Annotated in this window: 15 protein-coding genes and 3 pseudogenes; 9 read left to right on the forward strand and 9 right to left on the reverse strand. The window is 51.4% G+C overall.

Annotated features, from left to right (window positions below):
• Positions 1–164: 164 nt before the first annotated feature.
• A complete protein-coding gene (locus tag NM96_00695; protein AVR78079.1) occupies positions 165–1,622 on the reverse strand; it encodes a potassium transporter Trk in 1,458 nt (485 codons plus the stop codon).
• A 189-nt stretch (positions 1,623–1,811) separates the two neighbouring features.
• Between NM96_00695 and NM96_00700 the strand changes: the two are divergent.
• From NM96_00700 to NM96_00710, 3 genes and pseudogenes are all read left to right on the forward strand, one after another.
• Positions 1,812–1,877: pseudogene (locus NM96_00700) on the forward strand (chaperonin).
• A complete protein-coding gene (pyrG, locus tag NM96_00705; protein AVR78080.1) occupies positions 1,874–3,508 on the forward strand; it encodes a CTP synthase in 1,635 nt (544 codons plus the stop codon). The pseudogene NM96_00700 and the gene pyrG overlap by 4 nt, the downstream one beginning before the upstream one ends.
• 440 nt (positions 3,509–3,948) lie before the next feature.
• Entirely contained in the window at positions 3,949–5,070 is a 1,122-nt protein-coding gene (locus NM96_00710) for a porin (protein AVR78081.1), read from the forward strand.
• Between the two features lie 264 nt (positions 5,071–5,334).
• Here NM96_00710 and NM96_00715 read toward each other — a convergent pair whose 3' ends face one another.
• Together NM96_00715 and NM96_00720 are read right to left on the reverse strand one after the other, a co-directional pair.
• Positions 5,335–6,237 carry a ribokinase gene (locus NM96_00715; protein ID AVR78082.1) on the reverse strand — a complete coding sequence of 301 codons (903 nt, stop codon included), beginning with the start codon at positions 6,235–6,237 and terminating at the stop codon, positions 5,335–5,337.
• Positions 6,238–6,440: 203 nt separating this feature from the next.
• Entirely contained in the window at positions 6,441–6,725 is a 285-nt protein-coding gene (locus NM96_00720; GenBank protein AVR80219.1) for a hypothetical protein, read from the reverse strand.
• Between NM96_00720 and NM96_00725 the strand changes: the two genes are divergently transcribed.
• The 6 genes from NM96_00725 (at position 6,690) to NM96_00750 (ending at position 14,309) form a co-directional block, all read left to right on the forward strand.
• Positions 6,690–10,124, forward strand: coding sequence for a DNA polymerase III subunit alpha (locus tag NM96_00725; protein ID AVR78083.1), 3,435 nt, complete (start codon positions 6,690–6,692; stop codon positions 10,122–10,124). The genes NM96_00720 and NM96_00725 overlap by 36 nt on opposite strands.
• 342 nt (positions 10,125–10,466) lie before the next feature.
• Positions 10,467–10,928: a tetratricopeptide repeat protein gene (locus NM96_00730; protein ID AVR78084.1), complete on the forward strand. Its 462-nt coding sequence runs from the start codon at positions 10,467–10,469 to the stop codon at positions 10,926–10,928.
• A gap of 59 nt (positions 10,929–10,987) precedes the next feature.
• Entirely contained in the window at positions 10,988–11,419 is a 432-nt protein-coding gene (locus NM96_00735; protein AVR78085.1) for a DUF2750 domain-containing protein, read from the forward strand.
• A gap of 82 nt (positions 11,420–11,501) precedes the next feature.
• Positions 11,502–12,011, forward strand: a complete 510-nt coding sequence (locus NM96_00740; protein AVR78086.1) for a DUF2199 domain-containing protein — start codon at positions 11,502–11,504, stop codon at positions 12,009–12,011.
• Positions 12,012–12,346: 335 nt separating this feature from the next.
• A complete protein-coding gene (locus tag NM96_00745; protein ID AVR78087.1) occupies positions 12,347–13,825 on the forward strand; it encodes a 4-hydroxy-3-polyprenylbenzoate decarboxylase in 1,479 nt (492 codons plus the stop codon).
• Positions 13,826–14,057: 232 nt separating this feature from the next.
• A complete protein-coding gene (locus tag NM96_00750) occupies positions 14,058–14,309 on the forward strand; it encodes a hypothetical protein (GenBank protein ID AVR78088.1) in 252 nt (83 codons plus the stop codon).
• A 229-nt stretch (positions 14,310–14,538) separates the two neighbouring features.
• Here NM96_00750 and NM96_00755 read toward each other — a convergent pair.
• From NM96_00755 to NM96_00780, 6 genes and pseudogenes are all read right to left on the reverse strand, one after another.
• Positions 14,539–14,749: pseudogene (locus NM96_00755) on the reverse strand (hypothetical protein).
• 312 nt (positions 14,750–15,061) lie between these two features.
• Positions 15,062–15,595, reverse strand: a complete 534-nt coding sequence (locus NM96_00760) for a hypothetical protein (protein AVR78089.1) — start codon at positions 15,593–15,595, stop codon at positions 15,062–15,064.
• Between the two features lie 11 nt (positions 15,596–15,606).
• On the reverse strand, positions 15,607–16,413 hold the full coding sequence (locus tag NM96_00765) for an IS481 family transposase (GenBank protein ID AVR78090.1): 807 nt from the start codon (positions 16,411–16,413) through the stop codon (positions 15,607–15,609).
• The gene (locus tag NM96_00770; GenBank protein ID AVR78091.1) at positions 16,274–16,843 is read right to left on the reverse strand and encodes a hypothetical protein; all 570 of its coding nucleotides are present in this window, start codon (positions 16,841–16,843) and stop codon (positions 16,274–16,276) included. The genes NM96_00765 and NM96_00770 overlap by 140 nt, the downstream gene beginning before the upstream one ends.
• Positions 16,747–17,167: pseudogene (locus NM96_00775) on the reverse strand (transposase). The gene NM96_00770 and the pseudogene NM96_00775 overlap by 97 nt, the downstream one beginning before the upstream one ends.
• 48 nt (positions 17,168–17,215) lie before the next feature.
• Entirely contained in the window at positions 17,216–18,691 is a 1,476-nt protein-coding gene (locus tag NM96_00780) for an aldehyde dehydrogenase (GenBank protein ID AVR78092.1), read from the reverse strand.
• Between the last annotated feature and the right edge of the window lie 358 nt (positions 18,692–19,049).

Consider the following 19,049-nt stretch of genomic DNA (forward strand, 5'->3'; position numbering starts at 1 on the left):
CCTGTCCGATAACGGTAAAAATATGCCAATTGTAGCATTCTTGTCATGAGAAGGATGTATAGAAGGCGTAACGGTAGGAAAAGCTGTTGTGCGGTAATGAAGATGTGTCAGTGAAGCAAAAAGGTCGTCTGAAAACCGGAAATCCGTTTTCAGACGACCTGTCTTTATTTTTTCCAATAAGCCGGTGTCAACAAAATCAACACCGTAAAAATTTCCAAGCGGCCCAGCAGCATCACGGCTGAACACAGCCATTTTTGCACATCGCTCAATACCGCATAGCTGCCTGCCGGCCCGACTTCGCCCAAGCCCGGGCCCGCATTGGTAATACACGCGATGACGGCGGTGAAGGCGGAGATAAATTCCATCCCGCTTGCCATCAGCAAAAAGCTGAACACAATCGTCGTCATGAAATAAATCGAAATAAACGCCATCACCGTCAGCGCCATGCGGTCGGGAATCATGCGCCCGTTGACCTTGACCGTGCGCACCGCTTTCGGGTGCAGCAGAATCATCATCTCGCGCAGGCTGAATTTGAACAAGACCAACGCCCGCACGTTTTTAATGCCGCCGCCCATAGAGCCGGAGCTTGCCAACAGGTTGGACAGGAAAAACATCCACAGCGACACGATCAGCGGCCATTGCGCGAAATCCGTGTTGGAAAAACCGCTTGCCAGTCCGATGGAGACAAAGTTGAAGCTGACAAAACGCAGCGAATCCCCAAAGGTTGCATAAAAATCCTTCTGCCACAGATACACCGCCGACATCAAAATACTGCCCGCCAGCAGCACCAGCAGTACGCGGCATTCCTCGTCCTGCCAATAAGATTTGAGCGAACGCCGTGTCAGCGCCGTGAAATGCGTGGCAAAATTCACACCGCCCCAAAGCGTAAAAAACATGATCGCCCATTCGACGGTCAGCGAATCAAAATAAGCGATGCTGGCATCGTGTGTCGAAAAACCGCCCAGCGACACCGCCGACATCGCATGGCAAAGCGCGTCAAACCAGCTCATTCCCGCAAAATGCAGCGTCAGAAAAGCCGCCGCCGTCGTCATCGTATAGAAGAACCAAAGTTTTTTTGCCACCTGCGAAATGCGCGGCGCCATCTTGCTTTCTTTGTCCATCCCCGGAATTTCAGCCTTGAAGAGCTGCGTTCCGCCCACGCCCAGCATCGGCAGAATCGCGACCGCCAGCACGATGATACCCATGCCGCCCAGCCAGTTGAGCATATGCCGCCAAAAATTCACCGACGGGGCCAGCGTGTCCAAGCTCGTCATGACCGTCGCGCCCGTCGTCGTCAGTCCGGACATTGCCTCAAAAAACGCATCGGTAAAACTGATGCCCGGAATGTGAATATAGATCGGCATCGCCGCCACCAGCGCAAATGCCAGCCACAACATCAAAACCAACGTAAACCCGTCGCGCGGGCGCAGCTCGCGGCGGAAATGGAAGGTCAGCAGCCAAACCGCGCAAGAGGTCAGCGTTGTCGCCAAAGCCGTGTAGGCAAACGCCGGAAACGCGTTGTCCAGAAAAAAATACGACATCAGCGTCGGTACTGCGAGCACCATGGAAAACAGCAGCCCCAGTCTGGACAAAACGTGGACAATAGGGAGGAACTTATACATATCAATTAATCTTAACAAACCGGCCGAATCATCCGGCGGCATGGGATGGCGATGAGGAAGCCGACATTTTCAGACGACCTTATCGTCATCGGTAATCGCAAACAGACGTTATTTTAACAAATTATTGCCTTGTCTAGACGCAAAAGGGTAGAAGTGGAGGTCGTCTGAAAACCACATCCGCATCCCGTCCCGCGTTTGCCAGAAAACCCGCTTAAAGGTAAAATTCCGTATTCCAACATGGGTACTGCATCATGACTAAATTTATTTTCGTAACCGGCGGCGTCGTATCTTCACTCGGAAAAGGTATCGCCGCCGCTTCTATTGCCACCATCCTCGAATCGCGCGGTCTGAACGTGACCATGCTCAAGCTCGACCCTTATATTAACGTCGACCCCGGCACGATGAGTCCGTTCCAGCACGGCGAAGTGTTCGTGACCGACGACGGCGCGGAAACCGACCTCGACTTGGGACACTACGAACGTTTCATCAACGCCACCATGACCCGCCGCAACAGCTTCAGCACGGGGCAGGTGTACGAAAACGTCATCGCCAAAGAACGCCGCGGCGACTACCTTGGCGGTACGGTTCAAGTCATCCCGCACATTACCGACGAAATCAAACGCCGCATCCACGAAGGCGCGACGGGTTACGATGTCGCCATCGTCGAAATCGGCGGTACGGTCGGCGACATTGAATCGCTGCCGTTTTTGGAAGCCATCCGTCAGATGCGCAGCCAGTTGGGACGCAACAACACTTTGTTCGCCCACCTGAGCTACGTTCCCTACATTGCCGCCGCCGGCGAAATCAAAACCAAGCCGACCCAGCATACCGTTAAAGAAATGTTGAGTATCGGTTTGCAGCCCGACATCCTGATTTGCCGCATGGACAGGAAAATGCCCGCGGACGAACGCCGCAAAATCGCCTTGTTCTGCAACGTGGAAGAGCGCGCGATTGTCGGCAGCTACGACGTGGACAGCATCTACGAATGCCCCGAAATGCTGCACGACCAAGGCATCGACAACATCATTACCGAGCAATTGCAGCTCAACGTACAACAGGCGGATTTGACCGCGTGGAAAAAAATCGTCCATGCCATCAAAAATCCGAAACACACCGTCAAAATCGCCATGGTCGGCAAATACGTCGATTTGACCGAATCCTACAAATCGCTGATCGAAGCCTTGAAACACGCGGGTATCCACACCGAAACCGACGTGCAAATCACCTTCGTTGACAGCGAAAACATCGAGAAAAACAACGGCGACGTTTCCATGCTCAAAGACATGGACGCCATCCTCGTTCCCGGCGGTTTCGGTTCGCGCGGCGTGGAAGGCAAAATCGCCGCCGTGCGCTACGCCCGCGAAAACAACGTGCCATACTTGGGCATCTGCCTCGGTATGCAGATTGCGCTGATCGAATACGCCCGCGATGTGGCAGGCTTGAAAGGCGCGAATTCCACCGAGTTCGACCTCAAATGCGCCGCGCCTGTCGTCGCCCTGATTGACGAATGGCAAACCGCCGACGGCAGCGTCGAAACCCGTGACGAATCCGCCGATTTGGGCGGCACCATGCGGTTGGGCGCGCAAGAGGTTGAGTTGAAAGCAGGCAGCCTTGCCGCCAAAATCTACGGCAGCGAACACATCCGTGAACGCCACCGTCACCGCTACGAAGTCAACAACAACTACGTTCCCACGCTGGAACAGGCTGGCTTGGTCATCGGTGGCGTATCTGCCGGACGTGAACGCTTGGTCGAAACCATCGAGCTGCCGAACCATCCTTGGTTCTTCGCCTGCCAGTTCCACCCAGAGTTCACGTCCAACCCGCGCAGAGGCCATCCTTTGTTCACCGCGTTTGTCAAAGCCGCGTTGAACAATAAAAAAGGCTGATGCCCAGAAAAAGGTCGTCTGAAAAGAGAAAAAGCACCTCGGTTGAGGTGCTTTTTTGTGTTTTCAGACGACTATACCGGATATTCATTCAGATAAAAATGACTTATCATTATTTTTGGGGAGAGTGGAGACCGGTTTTAGGAGTCGGGATGAAGTGTATGGGGGAAAAGCTACTTTCAAATCTCAAATTCCTACCTATCCATAAATGGTGGGTTTGCGTTTCTATTTGAATCAACTATAAAAAAATGGATGAATGTTGTAAAAAGTCTAAACTCTAATGAATAATAATTCTTATCAAGATGAAAAAGATTGTTTAAATATCGAAAGTTCATTATGATTGCGCAAATTGTTCCACGGGTCTTGCTGTTTTTGGTTTTGAGTCTCTTATTTTTGTTAAACGATAGACCTAAATTTGATTCTTTGATTAAAGAGGAGTTTGTATGAAAAAAGCCATTATTGCCCTGACTATCGCGGCTTTGCCTTTTGCAGCATCCGCCGAAGTTGTCCTGTACGGACAAGTTAAAAGCACCATCACTTCCGGACAGGTGAAAATCAAAGGTAACGAAGGTACGGAAAAAAGCGCGACTGCAACCCGCATCAACGATAATACCTCGCGCATCGGCTTCAAAGGCAGCGAAAAACTCTCAGACGACCTCAAAGCCATCTGGCAGGTGGAACAGCGCACTTCCATTTTGGGCGAATCCAATAGCCAAAGTTTCGGCAACCGTGATTCCTTCATAGGCTTGGAAGGCTCATTCGGTAAGGTTCGCGTCGGCAATATGAACAATATGCTCAACGAGATGGATACCATCGACCCTTGGTTGTATAAAACCAACGCGATGGGTTTGGGCATCAACACACGCACCGGTGTGCGCACCACATCCGTACGCTACGACAGTCCTTCGTTCGGCGGGTTCAAATTCAATGCGTCCTACGCGCCACGCGACAACCGCAATCCGGACGACAAATATAAACATGAAAAACCCAGCAAAGAACAATATACCGCCGGTTTGACTTATGAAAACAGCGGTTTCACCACCAACCTTGCCTACGGCCATTACAAAGGCGCGTACACCGACAAGAACGGTAAAATCAAAGCCGCACAAATCGCTAAAATCGAAAGCTACTATGACAAAAACAACCTGTTCGTCGGCGTAGGCGCGCAATATACCAAAGGCCATGAAAGCGCAAATAAATATTTGGGTTACTTTACCGATGATTTCAATACGTACAAAGGCACTGACATTACTGCCGATGCCGGTAAAAATGAAGCCGTCAAAGTTGCAGATGCAGCCGTTACCGTGGGTTATACCTTCGGCAACCTGACCCCGCGCCTCACTTACGCCCACGGCTGGGCGGCAAAAGGCGTGAACAGCGGCGAGAAACTAGTCGATAAATTCGACCAAGTAGTAGTTGGTGCCAACTACAAATTCAGCAAACGTACTTCTATGCTTGCTCATGCCGGTTATATGAAACTGGGCAGCAAAACCCGCCTGACGCCGACTCAAACAGGGTCTGTTGAGCAAAAAGCCGTTTCTTTGGGTATGGTTCATAAATTCTGATGAAACCGTAAGGATAATCAGAAAATATAAAAGGTCGTCTGAAACCTGATTTTGGGTTTCAGACGACCTTTTATCATATAAAAATTTAAATATTTCCAAATTTAATAGAAGGTTCGAATACGGCGGATCTGTTTGTCCTTTTTACATAGGAAAACGCCTTAACAGTTAAAAAAATAAATTATTTTAGAATATTAAATTCTGATGTTCTCGTTTTGAGGTAGTTTTAGATAGTGTGTCAGAGGGGAAAATCTGCCGCATCAAACCTTATTTTTGAGAGGCGAGAAAGCCGCTTAACTCGAACTCGAAAGGCATTCCGTTTTGCGCGCCGGAGCGGGTAATAGACAGGGCGGCAGCGGCGCAGGCCTTGCGTACGGCGATGTCTATGCCTTCGTGCCAGAATACTGCCAATGCGCCGTTGAAGGCATCGCTGGCACCCGTGGTGTCGGAGGTTTGTACCTTAAAACCTGAAACATGGCGCAGACGGCCTTTGGGGTCTTTATATACAGCGCCTTTACTGCCTGAAGTCATCAGGACGGGGCAGGGGGATTTTAAAATCAACTCTTCGGGAGACAAGCCTTGCGGTGCTCCCAAGCTGGCGGCAAGCTCATAGCGGTTGGGTGTTAAGATGGTAATTTGCTCCAACAATTCTTTCGGGATGGCGCGGGCGGGTGCGGGATTAAGGATAAAGGGTTTGTTGTATTTTGCTGCCAGTTTTGATGTGGCTATCACGCACTCCATCGGAATTTCAAGCTGGCTGAGGATGATGTCGGCTTCGGCAAACCGTTCTTCTGCGGCTTCGATGTCGGCAACGGTCAGATACATATTTGCGCCGGCAATAACGATGATGGAATTTTCTTCGTCGGCAACGGTAATGTTTGCCATGCCGCTGTTTTGTCCCATGATGGTTTGGACATAATCGGTACATATGCCTTCGTGGCGGAGGTTGGTTACCATTTCCAGTCCGAAATCGTCGTCGCCGACTGCACCGATGATGGTTACGCATGCCCCTAGGCGTGCGGCGGCAACTGCTTGGTTGGCACCTTTGCCTCCCATGTAGCGATGGAATGAGCTTCCCAGCAAAGTCTCGCCCGCGCGCGCGAATTGGGTGGCGCGGGTTACTAAATCCATGTTGATACTACCGACGACGACGACTTTGATATGGAGCATTCTGATATATCCCTTTTGAAACACGATACAACCGTATCAGGCGGTCTTTATTGATATTGAAATATGCAGGAAACCGCATTCTCTATGCCGATAGGCATTTTGCGTCATTGTACCCGCTGGAATTGCAAATGCAATATTAATTCCCGGTTTTCATATTTTAATATCAGATTTTGTTGTAATTAAATCGTAAAATTTCGGAAATTTCATACCGTTTGAATGCTAAATTTGTACATTGGTCGGTTTTTATTTTGTTTTTTATAAAATTTAAATAGAATAGAAAATTTTATCTTTTTTACATACCATTTTTCTTTCAAGGTCGTCTGAAAACCCGCCGTGCCCGTTTTAGCGAAACTCACTTTGTTTGTTTTGGCAAGCCCCGCTTCACTCCTTTTCAGACGACCTTTTTCCAACCCTGCTACAATACGCCTTTTATTGTTCACGCCGATTTTGCCATGACCGAGCCGACCTACATCCCGCTGCGCCTGCATACCGAGTTTTCGATTACCGACGGTATGGTGCGGATTAAAAAACTGATTGCCAAAGCGCAGGAATACGGTTTGCCTGCTTTGGGCATCAGCGATTTGATGAACGAATTCGGTTTGGTGAAATTCTATAAAGCCTGCCGCAGCGCGGGGATTAAGCCCGTCGGGGCGGCGGATATTTGGATAGGCAATCCGAATGCGCCCGACAAGCCGTTCCGCGCCATGCTGATTATCCGCAACGATGCGGGCTATCTGCGCTTGAGCGAACTTTTGACGGCGGCTTATGTCGGCAAAGACCGCAATGTCCATCATGCGGAACTCAATCCCGAATGGCTGGAAAACGGCGACAACAGCGGCTTGATTTGTTTGAGCGGCGCGCATTACGGCGAAGTGGGCGTGAATCTGTTGAACGGCAATGAAGACGCGGCGCGTGCGGCGGCGTTGAAGTATGCGGCGTGGTTTCCCGATGCGTTTTATCTGGAGCTGCAACGCCTGCCCGAACGCCCCGAATGGGAGGCTTGCGTTTCGGGCAGCGTGAAGCTGGCGGAGGAATTGGGTTTGCCGGTGGTGGCGACACACCCGACGCAGTTTATGAGCCGCGACGATTTCAACGCGCACGAGGCGCGGGTGTGCATCGCGGGCGGCTGGGTATTGACGGACAAGAAACGTCCGCGCGATTTTACGCCGAGCCAGTTTTTCATTCCGCCGGAAACGATGCTGGAACGTTTCGCCGATTTGCCCGAAGCCTTGGAAAACACGGTGGAAATTGCCAAACGCTGCAATATCCATATCACGCTGGGCAAAAACTTCCTGCCCCTGTTCCCGACGCCCGACGGTCTGTCGCTGGACGATTATTTGGTGAAGCTGTCCAACGAGGGCTTGCAGGAACGCATGGTTCAGCTTTATCCCGACGAGGCGGAACGGGCGGCGAAAATGCCGGAATATCAGGAGCGGCTGGATTTTGAGTTGAATATCATCATCCAGATGAAATTCCCCGGCTATTTCCTTATTGTACAAGACTTTATCAACTGGGCGAAAACGCACGGCTGTCCGGTCGGGCCGGGACGCGGTTCGGGCGCGGGTTCGCTGGTGGCGTATTCGCTGAAAATTACCGACCTCGACCCGCTGAAATACGCGCTGCTGTTCGAACGTTTCTTAAACCCCGAACGCGTTTCCATGCCCGACTTCGACGTGGACTTTTGCCAAAGCAACCGCGGTCGCGTGATTGAGTATGTGCGCGACAAATACGGCGCAGAGGCGGTGAGCCAAATTGTGACCTTCGGCACGATGTCGTCCAAAGCGGTGATACGCGACGTGGGGCGCGTACTGGAATTGCCGTTTACCCTGTGCGACAAACTGTCGAAGCTGATTCCGCTGGAAGCCAACAAACCTTTGGGTTTGGACGACGCGATGAAGGCGGAGCCGCAGATTCAGGAATTGATTGAAGCGGAAGAAGCGGACGAACTGATTACGCTGGCGAAAAAGCTGGAAGACCTGACGCGCGGTCTGGGTATGCACGCGGGCGGCGTGTTGATTGCGCCGGGCAAGATTTCCGATTACAGCCCCGTGTATCAGGCGGACGAATCCGCCTCGCCCGTATCGATGTACGACAAGGGCGACGTGGAAGACGTCGGTTTGGTGAAGTTCGACTTTTTGGGCCTGCGCAACCTGACCATTATCGAAATGGCGCAGAACAACATCAAAAACACCACCGGCGATATTGTCGATGTCGGCAAAATCCCGCTTGACGACCAGGCCGCCTACAAAATCTTCCGCGATGCGAACACCACCGCCGTATTCCAGTTCGAATCGACCGGCATGAAAAAAATGCTGAAAACGGCGCACACCACCAAGTTTGAAGAACTCATCGCCTTCGTATCGCTCTACCGCCCCGGCCCGATGGACAACATTCCCGACTTCGTCGCGCGCATGAAGGGTCAGGAATTTCAATACATCCACCCTCTGCTGGAAGGCATCCTCGCACCGACCTACGGGATTATGGTGTATCAGGAACAAGTGATGCAGGCGGCGCAGATTATCGGCGGCTACTCGCTCGGCGGCGCGGACTTGCTGCGCCGCGCCATGGGTAAGAAAAAGCCCGAAGAAATGGTGAAACACCGCGAAATCTTCGCCGAAGGTGCAGCAAAACAAGGCATTTCGCGAGAAAAATCCGACGAAATCTTCAACTACATGGAAAAATTCGCCGGCTACGGTTTCAACAAATCCCACGCCGCCGCCTACGCCCTGATTTCCTACCAGACCGCATGGCTCAAAGCCCATTACCCCGCCGAATTTATGGCGGCAACCATGTCGTCTGAATTGGACAATACCGACCAGCTCAAGCATTTCTACGACGACTGCCGCGCCAACGGCATCGAGTTCCTGCCGCCCGACATCAACGAATCCGACTACCGTTTCACGCCGTATCCGAACATGAAAATCCGCTACGCACTCGGCGCGATTAAAGGCACGGGCGAAGCCGCCGTCGAATCCATCATCGCCGCGCGGCAAAGCGGCGGCAAGTTTACCGGCCTGTTGGACTTCTGCGAGCGCGTCGGCAAAGAACACATGAACCGCCGCACCCTCGAAGCCCTGATACGCGGCGGCGCGTTCGACAGCATCGAACCCAACCGCGCCATGCTCTTGGCGAACATCGACCTCGCCATGAACAACGCCGACCAAAAAGCCGCCAACGCCAATCAGGGCGGGCTCTTCGACATGATGGAAGATGCCATCGAACCGGTGCAGCTCATCGACGCGCCCATGTGGAGCGAATCGGAAAAACTCGCCGAAGAAAAAACCGTCATCGGCTTTTACCTGTCCGGCCACCCGTTCGGCCCGTATGCCCAAGAAGTCCGCCAAATCGCCCCGACCAAATTAGGCCGTCTGAAACCGCAAGACAGCGTGCGCCTCGCCGGATTCGTTACCGCCGTGCGCACCATGATGGGCAAACGCGGCAAAATCGCCTTCGTCAGCCTCGAAGATTTGAGCGGGCAGATTGAAATCATGGTCAGTGGCCAGACACTGGAAAACTGCGCCGACTACCTCAAATCCGACCAAGTGCTGATTATCGAATCCAAAGTCAGCCGCGACGACTACGGCGGCGGCGACGGGCTGCGCATCATGGCAAACCAAGTCATGACCCTGCAAATGGCGCGCGAACGTTACGCCCGCAGCCTCAGCCTCGCCCTCGCCCCCGGCCACGACATCGCACGCCTCGCCGCCATCCTCACCGCCCACCGCCTGCCCGACACATCGCACATCCCGCTGCAACTGTCGTACAGCAACGACAAAGCGTCGGGCAAGTTTCAAGTGCCGCCAAAATGGATGGTTACGCCCAGCTCTGCGTTATTCGACGAACTGGAAAAACTGCTCGGCAGCAGGGCAGTGCGCGTGAATTGGTAAGGAACAGGGGTCGTCTGAAACAGCGACGGAAAGCTGCTGTTTAAACTGCATCGCCATTAAAATACAAAGCCGTACCTTTATTTTCAGACGACGTTTGATAAACCATTCAAAGACGTCGTCTGAAAACGCAAAACAACACTATAGTGGATTAACTTTAAATTAGGACAAGGCGACGAAGCCGCAGACAGTACAGATAGTACGGCAAGGCGAGGCAACGCCGTACTGGTTTAAAGTTAATCCACTATAATATTGACCCTGACTCAGAATGAATCGAAAACATAAAAGGTCGTCTGAAAGCAGATTTACTGCAACATGAAACCACACCCATTGAGGAGATAAACCATGAGCGAATTAAACGACCAAACCTACGACACTATTTGCCAGCTTTGCGAACAAGGCGACACTTTGGCGGACGACGGGCAATACGCCGAAGCACTCGACCTTTATTGGCAGGCATGGGATTTGTTGCCCGAACCGAAAACCGACTGGGAAGCGGCAACATGGATTCTGGCAGCCATCGGCGATGCGGATTTTTTGAGTGGCGATTTTGCCGCCGCGCACGAGCATTTAAGCCACGCCATGTATTGCCCGGACGCAATCGGCAACCCGTTTTTGCATTTGCGTTTAGGACAGGCGCAGTTTGAATTAGGCAATATGGAACGCGCCGCTGACGAGCTGATGCGCGCCTACATGGGTTTGGACGATGAAGCGTGGCTGGACGAAGACCCGAAATATCTGGATTTCTTAGCCACCGTAGCAGAAGGAATTGAAAACCACAGCCGAAAAACAACTAGTGCAATATAGACTACCCCCTGTTTTTCAGACGACCCGAACTTCAAATTAGTCATAAAAGGAAACTGCTTATGGGATATCCACCACAAGCCATTCAATCTATTCTGCGTCTGTCCGCACAAAAACGTTTTGAACACGCCGTTAAAGACATTGCCGATGCAGAATGTCTTTATGTGATGGCAGACGAAGAAGGAGACTGGTCATTTTGGGGCGATGATGACGGCCATACCTCGCTGGCTATTTGGTCAGATTTGGAATTTGCCCGCTTATCCTTGGCACAGGCAGGAGACGCAAGTCTTTGCATCTTCGAATTGGAGCTTGAAGAATTTTTAGAAGACGGCATTCCCTATCTGATGGACATTGGCAGCTACATTGCCATTTTCCCCACGCCTGACGACCCCGAAACCGTCGATATGCCTGCTATTGAATTTGCCGCCCGTATCAACAAAATTTTGGAAGAAAGCTATGGTGAAGCTTTGGATCTGCCTTATTTGAACGGTTAAAAAGCGTTTCTTACAAATGCCTGTATCACACTGACAGGTCGTCTGAAAACCAGTCCCGCCTAAAACTCAAAAGGAATCCATCATGTACACTTGCACTTCCTGCGGCGAAAAACATGAAGACATGCCGGCGCTCTGCTTTGCCACTCCCGCTCCCTATGACCAACTCAGTGAAGAAGAACGCATTGCTTATCAAGCGGAATGCGATTCTGATTTCTGTATCATCCGTTATCCCGACCAAACCGACCGCTTTATCCGCGCGGTGCTGCTTATTCCGATTATCGGGCATGAGGAAACGCTGGAATACGGGGTGTGGGTATCCGTCAGCGAAAAGAGTTTTAACGACTATCAAAGCCACTTTCACGACAATCCGGAAAACGTCGTTTATTTCGGCATGATCTGCAACTGGCTGCCCCCTTACGAATCCGACACCTTCGGTCTGCACTGCAATGTCGTTACCCAGTCCGACAACCGACGTCCCCTGCTGCAACTCCATCAAGGTAGCGAACATCCGCTGGTACGCGACTTTTATCACGGCATAGAATATGCCGAAGCGCAGGCAAGGATAGAGGCGGCATTCGGGGCAGACTATTAAGGACCAAATGACAAACCGCCCTCTATTGAACGAAACCATGCACAACGGCTCCCGCCTGTTCCTGCAACTGCCGCAAACCTACCCGCCGTCGAGCCTGCTGCGGCAAATTGTCCGCTTAGGCGGAACCATTACCGCCTTCGTTTCTGATGAAATAACAGGCGAAACGTGGATAGATTTCGGTTACAAGGGCTGGAAGTTCAGTATTCACAACCCATATGGTGAATATTGGTTTTTTGCCGAAAACAGCGAATGCCCCGAAGCTATATTGCAATCTATGATTCAGGTCGTCTGAAATCCAAAGTCCGGTTTTCAGACGACCTCAAATAAGGATCAACATGAAATACAAAGACCTACGCGACTTCATCGCTATGCTCGAACAGCAGGGCAAACTCAAACGCGTCGCGCATCCCGTTTCCCCGCATTTGGAAATGACCGAAATCGCCGACCGCGTGCTGCGCGCCGAAGGGCCGGCGTTGCTGTTTGAGCACCCGATTAAGCCCGACGGCACGCGCTACGATTATCCCGTGTTGGCGAACCTGTTCGGTACGCCCGAGCGCGTGGCAATGGGCATGGGCGCGGACAGCGTGTCCAAACTGCGCGAAATCGGGCAGACGCTGGCGTATTTGAAAGAACCCGAACCGCCCAAAGGCATTAAAGACGCATTTTCCAAACTGCCGCTGCTGAAAGACATTTGGAGCATGGCGCCGAACGTGGTGAAAAACGCGCCGTGTCAAGAAATCGTGTGGGAAGGCGAAGACGTTGATTTATATAAACTTCCGATTCAGTATTGCTGGCCGGAAGACGTTGCGCCGCTGGTAACGTGGGGCTTGACCGTAACGCGCGGACCGCACAAAAAACGCCAAAATTTAGGCATTTACCGCCAACAACTCATCGGCAAAAACAAGCTGATTATGCGCTGGCTGTCGCATCGCGGCGGCGCGTTGGATTATCAGGAATTCCGCAAACTCAATCCTGATACGCCGTATCCCGTCGCCGTCGTGCTCGGTTGCGACCCCGCCACTATTTTAGGCGCGGTAACACCCGTTCCCGATACTTTGAGTGAATACCAGTTTGCAGGACTGCTGCGTGGCTCGCGGACGGAGCTGGTGAAATGTATCGGCAACGATTTGCAAGTGCCCGCCCGCGCAGAAATCGTGTTGGAAGGCGTCATCCATCCGAACGAAACCGCGTTGGAAGGCCCATACGGCGATCACACGGGCTATTACAACGAGCAGGACCATTTTCCCGTGTTCACGGTCGAACGCATCACCATGCGCGAAAACCCGATTTACCATTCGACCTACACAGGCAAACCGCCCGATGAACCCGCCGTTTTGGGCGTGGCGTTGAATGAAGTGTTCGTACCGCTCTTGCAAAAGCAGTTTCCCGAAATCACCGATTTCTACCTGCCGCCCGAAGGCTGCTCCTACCGCATGGCGGTGGTCAGCATGAAAAAACAGTATGCCGGACACGCCAAGCGCGTGATGATGGGTTGCTGGTCGTTCCTGCGCCAGTTTATGTACACTAAATTCATCATCGTGGTCGATGACGATGTGAACGTACGCGACTGGAAAGAAGTCATATGGGCAGTCACCACGCGCATGGACCCCGTGCGCGACACCGTTTTAGTGGAAAACACGCCCATCGACTACCTCGACTTCGCCAGCCCCGTCAGCGGGCTCGGCGGCAAAATGGGCTTGGACGCGACCAACAAATGGCCGGGCGAAACCGACCGCGAATGGGGGCGGGTGATCAAAAAAGACTCTGCGGTTACAGCTAAGATTGATGAGATTTGGGGGGAGTTGGGGTTGTAAACCCTAACATCAAAAAGGTCGTCTGAAAACGTTTTTTACAGCGGATTGGAACAGGGAAGATTCAATTACCGTCATTCCCGCGCAGGCGGGAATCCAGAAGTTTGAAGTCGCGGCAACCTCTAAATATTCCTGATAAATCAGGGCTCGGATTCCCGCCTGCGCGTACATGACGGAATAGGGATTTCTTGTTTGGATTTACTATAACGCCAGTATATTTTACGGAGTTTAAATAGTGGTATTGGATTTTGTAGCTGGCGTTCTCGAACTCTTTGCCGCCACTTGGGATTTCCTGAGCTACGGCAAAAAGCGCATTTCCGTTCTGCGCCGCGCATATCGACATGGCGGCCGGCGGAAAGTACGGCGCGTATTGACCGGACGTAAGATGGAGATTGCCCTCTGGCTGGTATTTGTGAAGATATTGGCAGCGGGAATGGTATTTGCTTGGACAATCATTGCTTGGGTGGTGTGGCAGGCTTTCAGGTAATTAGGTAATTTGAAACGTCGATAAGGTAACGATGACCTGACTGCAATTTCAAAAAAGGTCGTCTGAAAACAGATTTTCAGATGACCTTTGATTTGTTATTTCAAATTTAAATTCGTTAAATTTGAAATAACGGATTTATCCGGCTTTCTATAGCAAACATACTTAACTTTAAATCCGGTATGTCATCAAATTTCATCATTCCCGCGCAGGCGGGAATCCATCGTAAAACCTAAGAAACCTTAATTTGAAAAACAGTTTCTGAATTTAAAAAATGGATTCCCGCCTGCGCGGGAATGACGGTAGAGGTTTCGGCAAAAATTGCTCCCCCCCTGTTTTCAGACGACCTATTGCCCCGTCGGTGTGCATTGTAGCGTGGGCTTTGCCCACGATGATGCTAGGTAAAAAAGGTCGTCTGCAATTTTTTCATGGGCAAAGCCCACGCGCTACGGGTTTCTATTCTCATGCTACGGTTTTTGCCGTAGGTCGGATTCTCGAATCCGACATTTCCAACTGATTGCCGGCAAAATGGCTTGGAACCTTATCCGTTAATCATGATGGCGAACACCGTATAGTGAAATCATCCCTACCCTTTGACTTCATAGATCTCCTGCAAACCGTTTAATCTTTCCCAAAGCCAAGCCTGACGGTTTATTTGTCTATAACAACAAGCACTCATAAAATTCCAGTCAACACAAAAAGGTCGTCTGAAACCTGAACTGGCCCCCAAATCTTGGACACTCATAAAAGCCTATTCAGGCGCTCTGTGCAAGCTGGGTTCTGTATGCGACAGGACTCAGCTTTTTCAATTTCAAACTGCAACGCTCCCGGTTGTAGTAATCCATATAGTCATCTATCTGCTTCATCAATTCATCTACCGTCAATTCACCTGCGTTATAGAAACACTCCGTCTTCAACACCGCAAAGAAGCTTTCCATCGGCGCATTGTCCCAACAGTTCGCCTTTCGCGACATGCTTTGAACCATGGAATGCTCCGCAAGCAATTCCCTATACCCCGCCGTACGGTACAGCACACCTTGGTCCGAATGAAGCATCGTTCCTTTATCAGTCAGACGGGGGGCGGCTTTTTCGAGCATTTCCTTCACCATTTCGCTGTCGGCTCTGCGGCTCATGGCGTAGGCGACGATCTCGCGGTTGAACAGGTCCAATATCGGCGATAGGTACAGTTTGCCGTCCTTCCCTTTGAGTTCGGTCACGTCGGTCAGCCATTTTTCGTTGGGCTTTCGGGCTTTGAACCGGCGTTTGAGGAGGTGTTCCGTGTAGAAAATTGTCGCGTTGTTTACACAACAGGTTGAGAAAAATAAGCCTGTAAGACCTCAAACGGCGTATCGCCGTTCAAACTGCGGTGTGGCTTCACAGTGTTATAAAAATTAACAAAGCGGCACAACTCCTTTTGCCGATGTTCCGGACTCTCAAACGACTGTTTCTCATGCCACATCTCCATCAGGGTACGGATAACCCGCTCCGCCTTACCGTTGGTCTGCGGACGGGCAACCCGGGTAAACTTTTGACCAATCCCGTTCTCGTAACAGGCTACACCGAAAGCATGGTTGGCCGAGCCTTTGTATTCCGTACCGTTGTCGGAGTAAACGCACTCAATCAGGTATGGGCAGGGATCAATCAGGTGTTCGGTCAGAAACTTGGCGGCGCTGTCTGCGGTTTTGTCCGGCAAAATGGCGGCGTATAGCTCCCTTGAGAAATCGTCGATGGCGACAAACAGGTAATCCCGCTTATCGGTGGCTTTCTGCCCTTTGAGCAGCGGCAGCCGTTTGGTGTCGAGATGCACCAGCTCTCCGGGGTAGGATTTATTGTAGCGTTTGGCCTGCTTTTTGAGTTTTTCCTGAATGCTGCGTTCTACCTTGGCCAGGCGTTTCATTCCGTACTTTGCCTGTTTGAAACGGTTGTTGGTACTGGTTTGCGGTTTGAGCATTCTGCCTCTTGCGGCTTTAAGTGCGCGGTAAATGGTGACGCGGCTGACTTGGTAGCGGCGTGCCAGGGAGGTGACGCTTTCCTTCCCCTGCGTGTAGGCCAGCCAAATGGCTTGTCGGTGGTGCGGGGTGAGGCGGGTGTTTTTGTGCATGTTCATGTTTCAGTATTCTCCTGGAAATACTGTAAACAACGCTACTGGTTTCTACATGTTCCGATATTTCACCCATGGCGGGATGGCGGTAGGCTTTTTTTGCCCGTATTTTGGCTTTCAGCCCCATCTGTTTCATCAACCGAGCTGCTTTTTTGCGGTTCCAATCCAATGCTGCGGCAATGCGCCTTTGCCCGTAGCGTCCTTTATGCCGCCGGTAGGTTTCGACAAGGAGGGCTTTGTCGGCTTCATCGGGATCAGGTCGGTCTTGGTGATGGTAGTAAAAGCTGCTTTTGGGCAGGTTTGCGATGTGCAGCAGGTATTTGAGCGGGTGTTGCGCCCTCAGTGTTTGGACGGTTTGGCTTTGTCCTTTGCGGTCTGTTTTTGGCTGAGGGCTTTTAACTCCTTTAGGTAGGCGACCTCTGCGCGCATATAGCACAACTCTTCAATAAGCTCTGCCTGCGTTTTTTCTTGGTCGGGTTTATCTGCGATGAAGGGGTTTTTGCGGTGTTGGGGCATGGTTTTGGATTGGGGATGTTCGAGTGCGCCGATACCGCCTTCTTGATAGGCGCGTATCCATCGTCTCAGGTGGGTTCGGGAAATGCCGTAGTGGTCTGCGGTACGCTGCTGGCTGCGTATATGCAGGTAGTGGAGTACGGCTTGGTATTTGAAGTGTAATGTATATTTGCTCATAAAAAAACTGCACCTTGTGAGTTGGAGGGGATGTCCAACTTTTGGGGTGCAGTTCAACCCGAATCTGGATTTTCAGACGACCTTTTTTTTACATCAATAAACGATGTTCAGCAGGCAATCAATAGAAGCCTTCGCGCTCTTCGCGGGTGGAAATGTAGATGTTTTTCACCTGCGTGTAGGCGGCAAGCATCATTTTGTGGGTTTCGCGGCCGATACCTGAAGTCTTGTAGCCGCCGAACGGTGCGCCTGCGGGCAGGCGGTTGTAGCAGTTCACCCAGACGCGGCCGGTTTCCAGTGCGTTGGAAACGCGCAGGCAGCGGTTGATATCGGTACTCCACACTGCGCCGCCCAGGCCGTATTCGCTGTCGTTGGCCATTTTGATGACTTCTTCTTCGGTTTTGAATTTAATCACGGTAGCAACCGGGCCGAAGATTTCTTCTTGGGCGACGCGGGCGCTGTTGCTGCCGGCTTCGATCAAGGTCGGCTCGACAAATTCGCCTTTGCCCAACGCGCCTTCGATTTTCTTACCGCCGGTGATGATGCGACAGCCTTCCTGTTCGCCAATTTTGACGTATTTCAAAATGGTTTCAAGCTGACCGGCGTTGACTTGCGAACCCATTTGGGTATCGTCTTCCCAAGGCAGGCCGACTTTGATTTTTTTGAACTCTTCCGCCAAGGCGTTGACGAATTTGTCGTAAATGCCTTCTTGTACGAAGATGCGCGAACCGGCGCAGCATACTTGGCCTTGGTTGAACAAAATGCCTTTTTGCGCGCCTTCGAGGGCTTTGTCAAACGGCATGTCGTCAAAGAAGATGTTGGCGGATTTGCCGCCCAGCTCCAAGGTGGAGGGAATGAGCATTTCGGCGGCAGCGATGCCGATGCGGCGGCCGATTTCGGTCGAGCCGGTGAAGGCGAGTTTGTTGAAGCCTTTGTGGTGCAGCATGTATTCGCCGGATTTAGAACCGCGTCCGGTGATGATGTTCAGCACGCCTTTAGGCAGCAGGTGGTTAATTTTTTGAGCGAGCGACAACAGGCTCAGCGAAGTGCTGGAAGACGGGTGGATAACGATGGTACAGCCTGCGGCGAGCGCGGGGGCGATTTTCCAAGCCGCCATCAGGAAGGGGAAGTTCCACGGAATAATCTGACCGACTACGCCGATGGGTTCGCGCAGGACGATAGACAGGTCTTCGGAGTCAAGCTGGGTGGCAGTGCCTTCTTCGCCGCGGATCACGCTGGCAAAGTAGCGGAAATGGTCGGAAGCCAGCGGGATGTCGGCGGCGCGGGTTTCGCGGATGGGTTTGCCGTTGTCCAGCGTTTCCTGCAAGGCGAACAATTCCAAGTTTTCGTCAATCACATCGGCGATTTTGTTGAGGATGGCAGCGCGTTCGGTGGTGGTGGTTTTGCGCCATGTTTTGAACGCTTCTTGCGCGGCGGCAACCGCAGCATCGACATCGGCATCGGATGCGTCGGTAAATTTGGCTAACAATTCTCCGTTGGCAGGATTGTATGAATCCAAAAGCGCGCCGGGTTTGGTCCACACGCCGTTAATCAAGAGGCCGTACTCTTTATCAAACACATTTAAATCTTTTGCCATGATGCTGTCTCCTTGGTTGTCTTCTTGAGGTTTCGGACGTATCTCCAACGTCGTCTGAAAATAGAATAGTATTTTTTCTCTTTCAGTTCAAGCACTAAAAATGATATCGTTCTCAAAATTCCAAATATGTAATTTTCTAAAATAGGAAATCTAATCCGATAAGGCTTGACCCCGCATGGAAATGAAGCGGGTTTGTTAATGTATTTAAAGTTTTCAGACGACCTTTTTTACATGATATGTGTAAGAATTTTTCAGCGGCTTGGCAGATATATTTCTGCGCAAACAGATTGTTATGGTATAACATTTTATTTCTTATTTTTCAAAAAGATAGGGTGTTGACACAGCGAAATGAAGGGGA

The sequence above is a fragment of the Neisseria mucosa genome, from assembly GCA_003028315.1.
GTDB lineage: Bacteria > Pseudomonadota > Gammaproteobacteria > Burkholderiales > Neisseriaceae > Neisseria > Neisseria mucosa.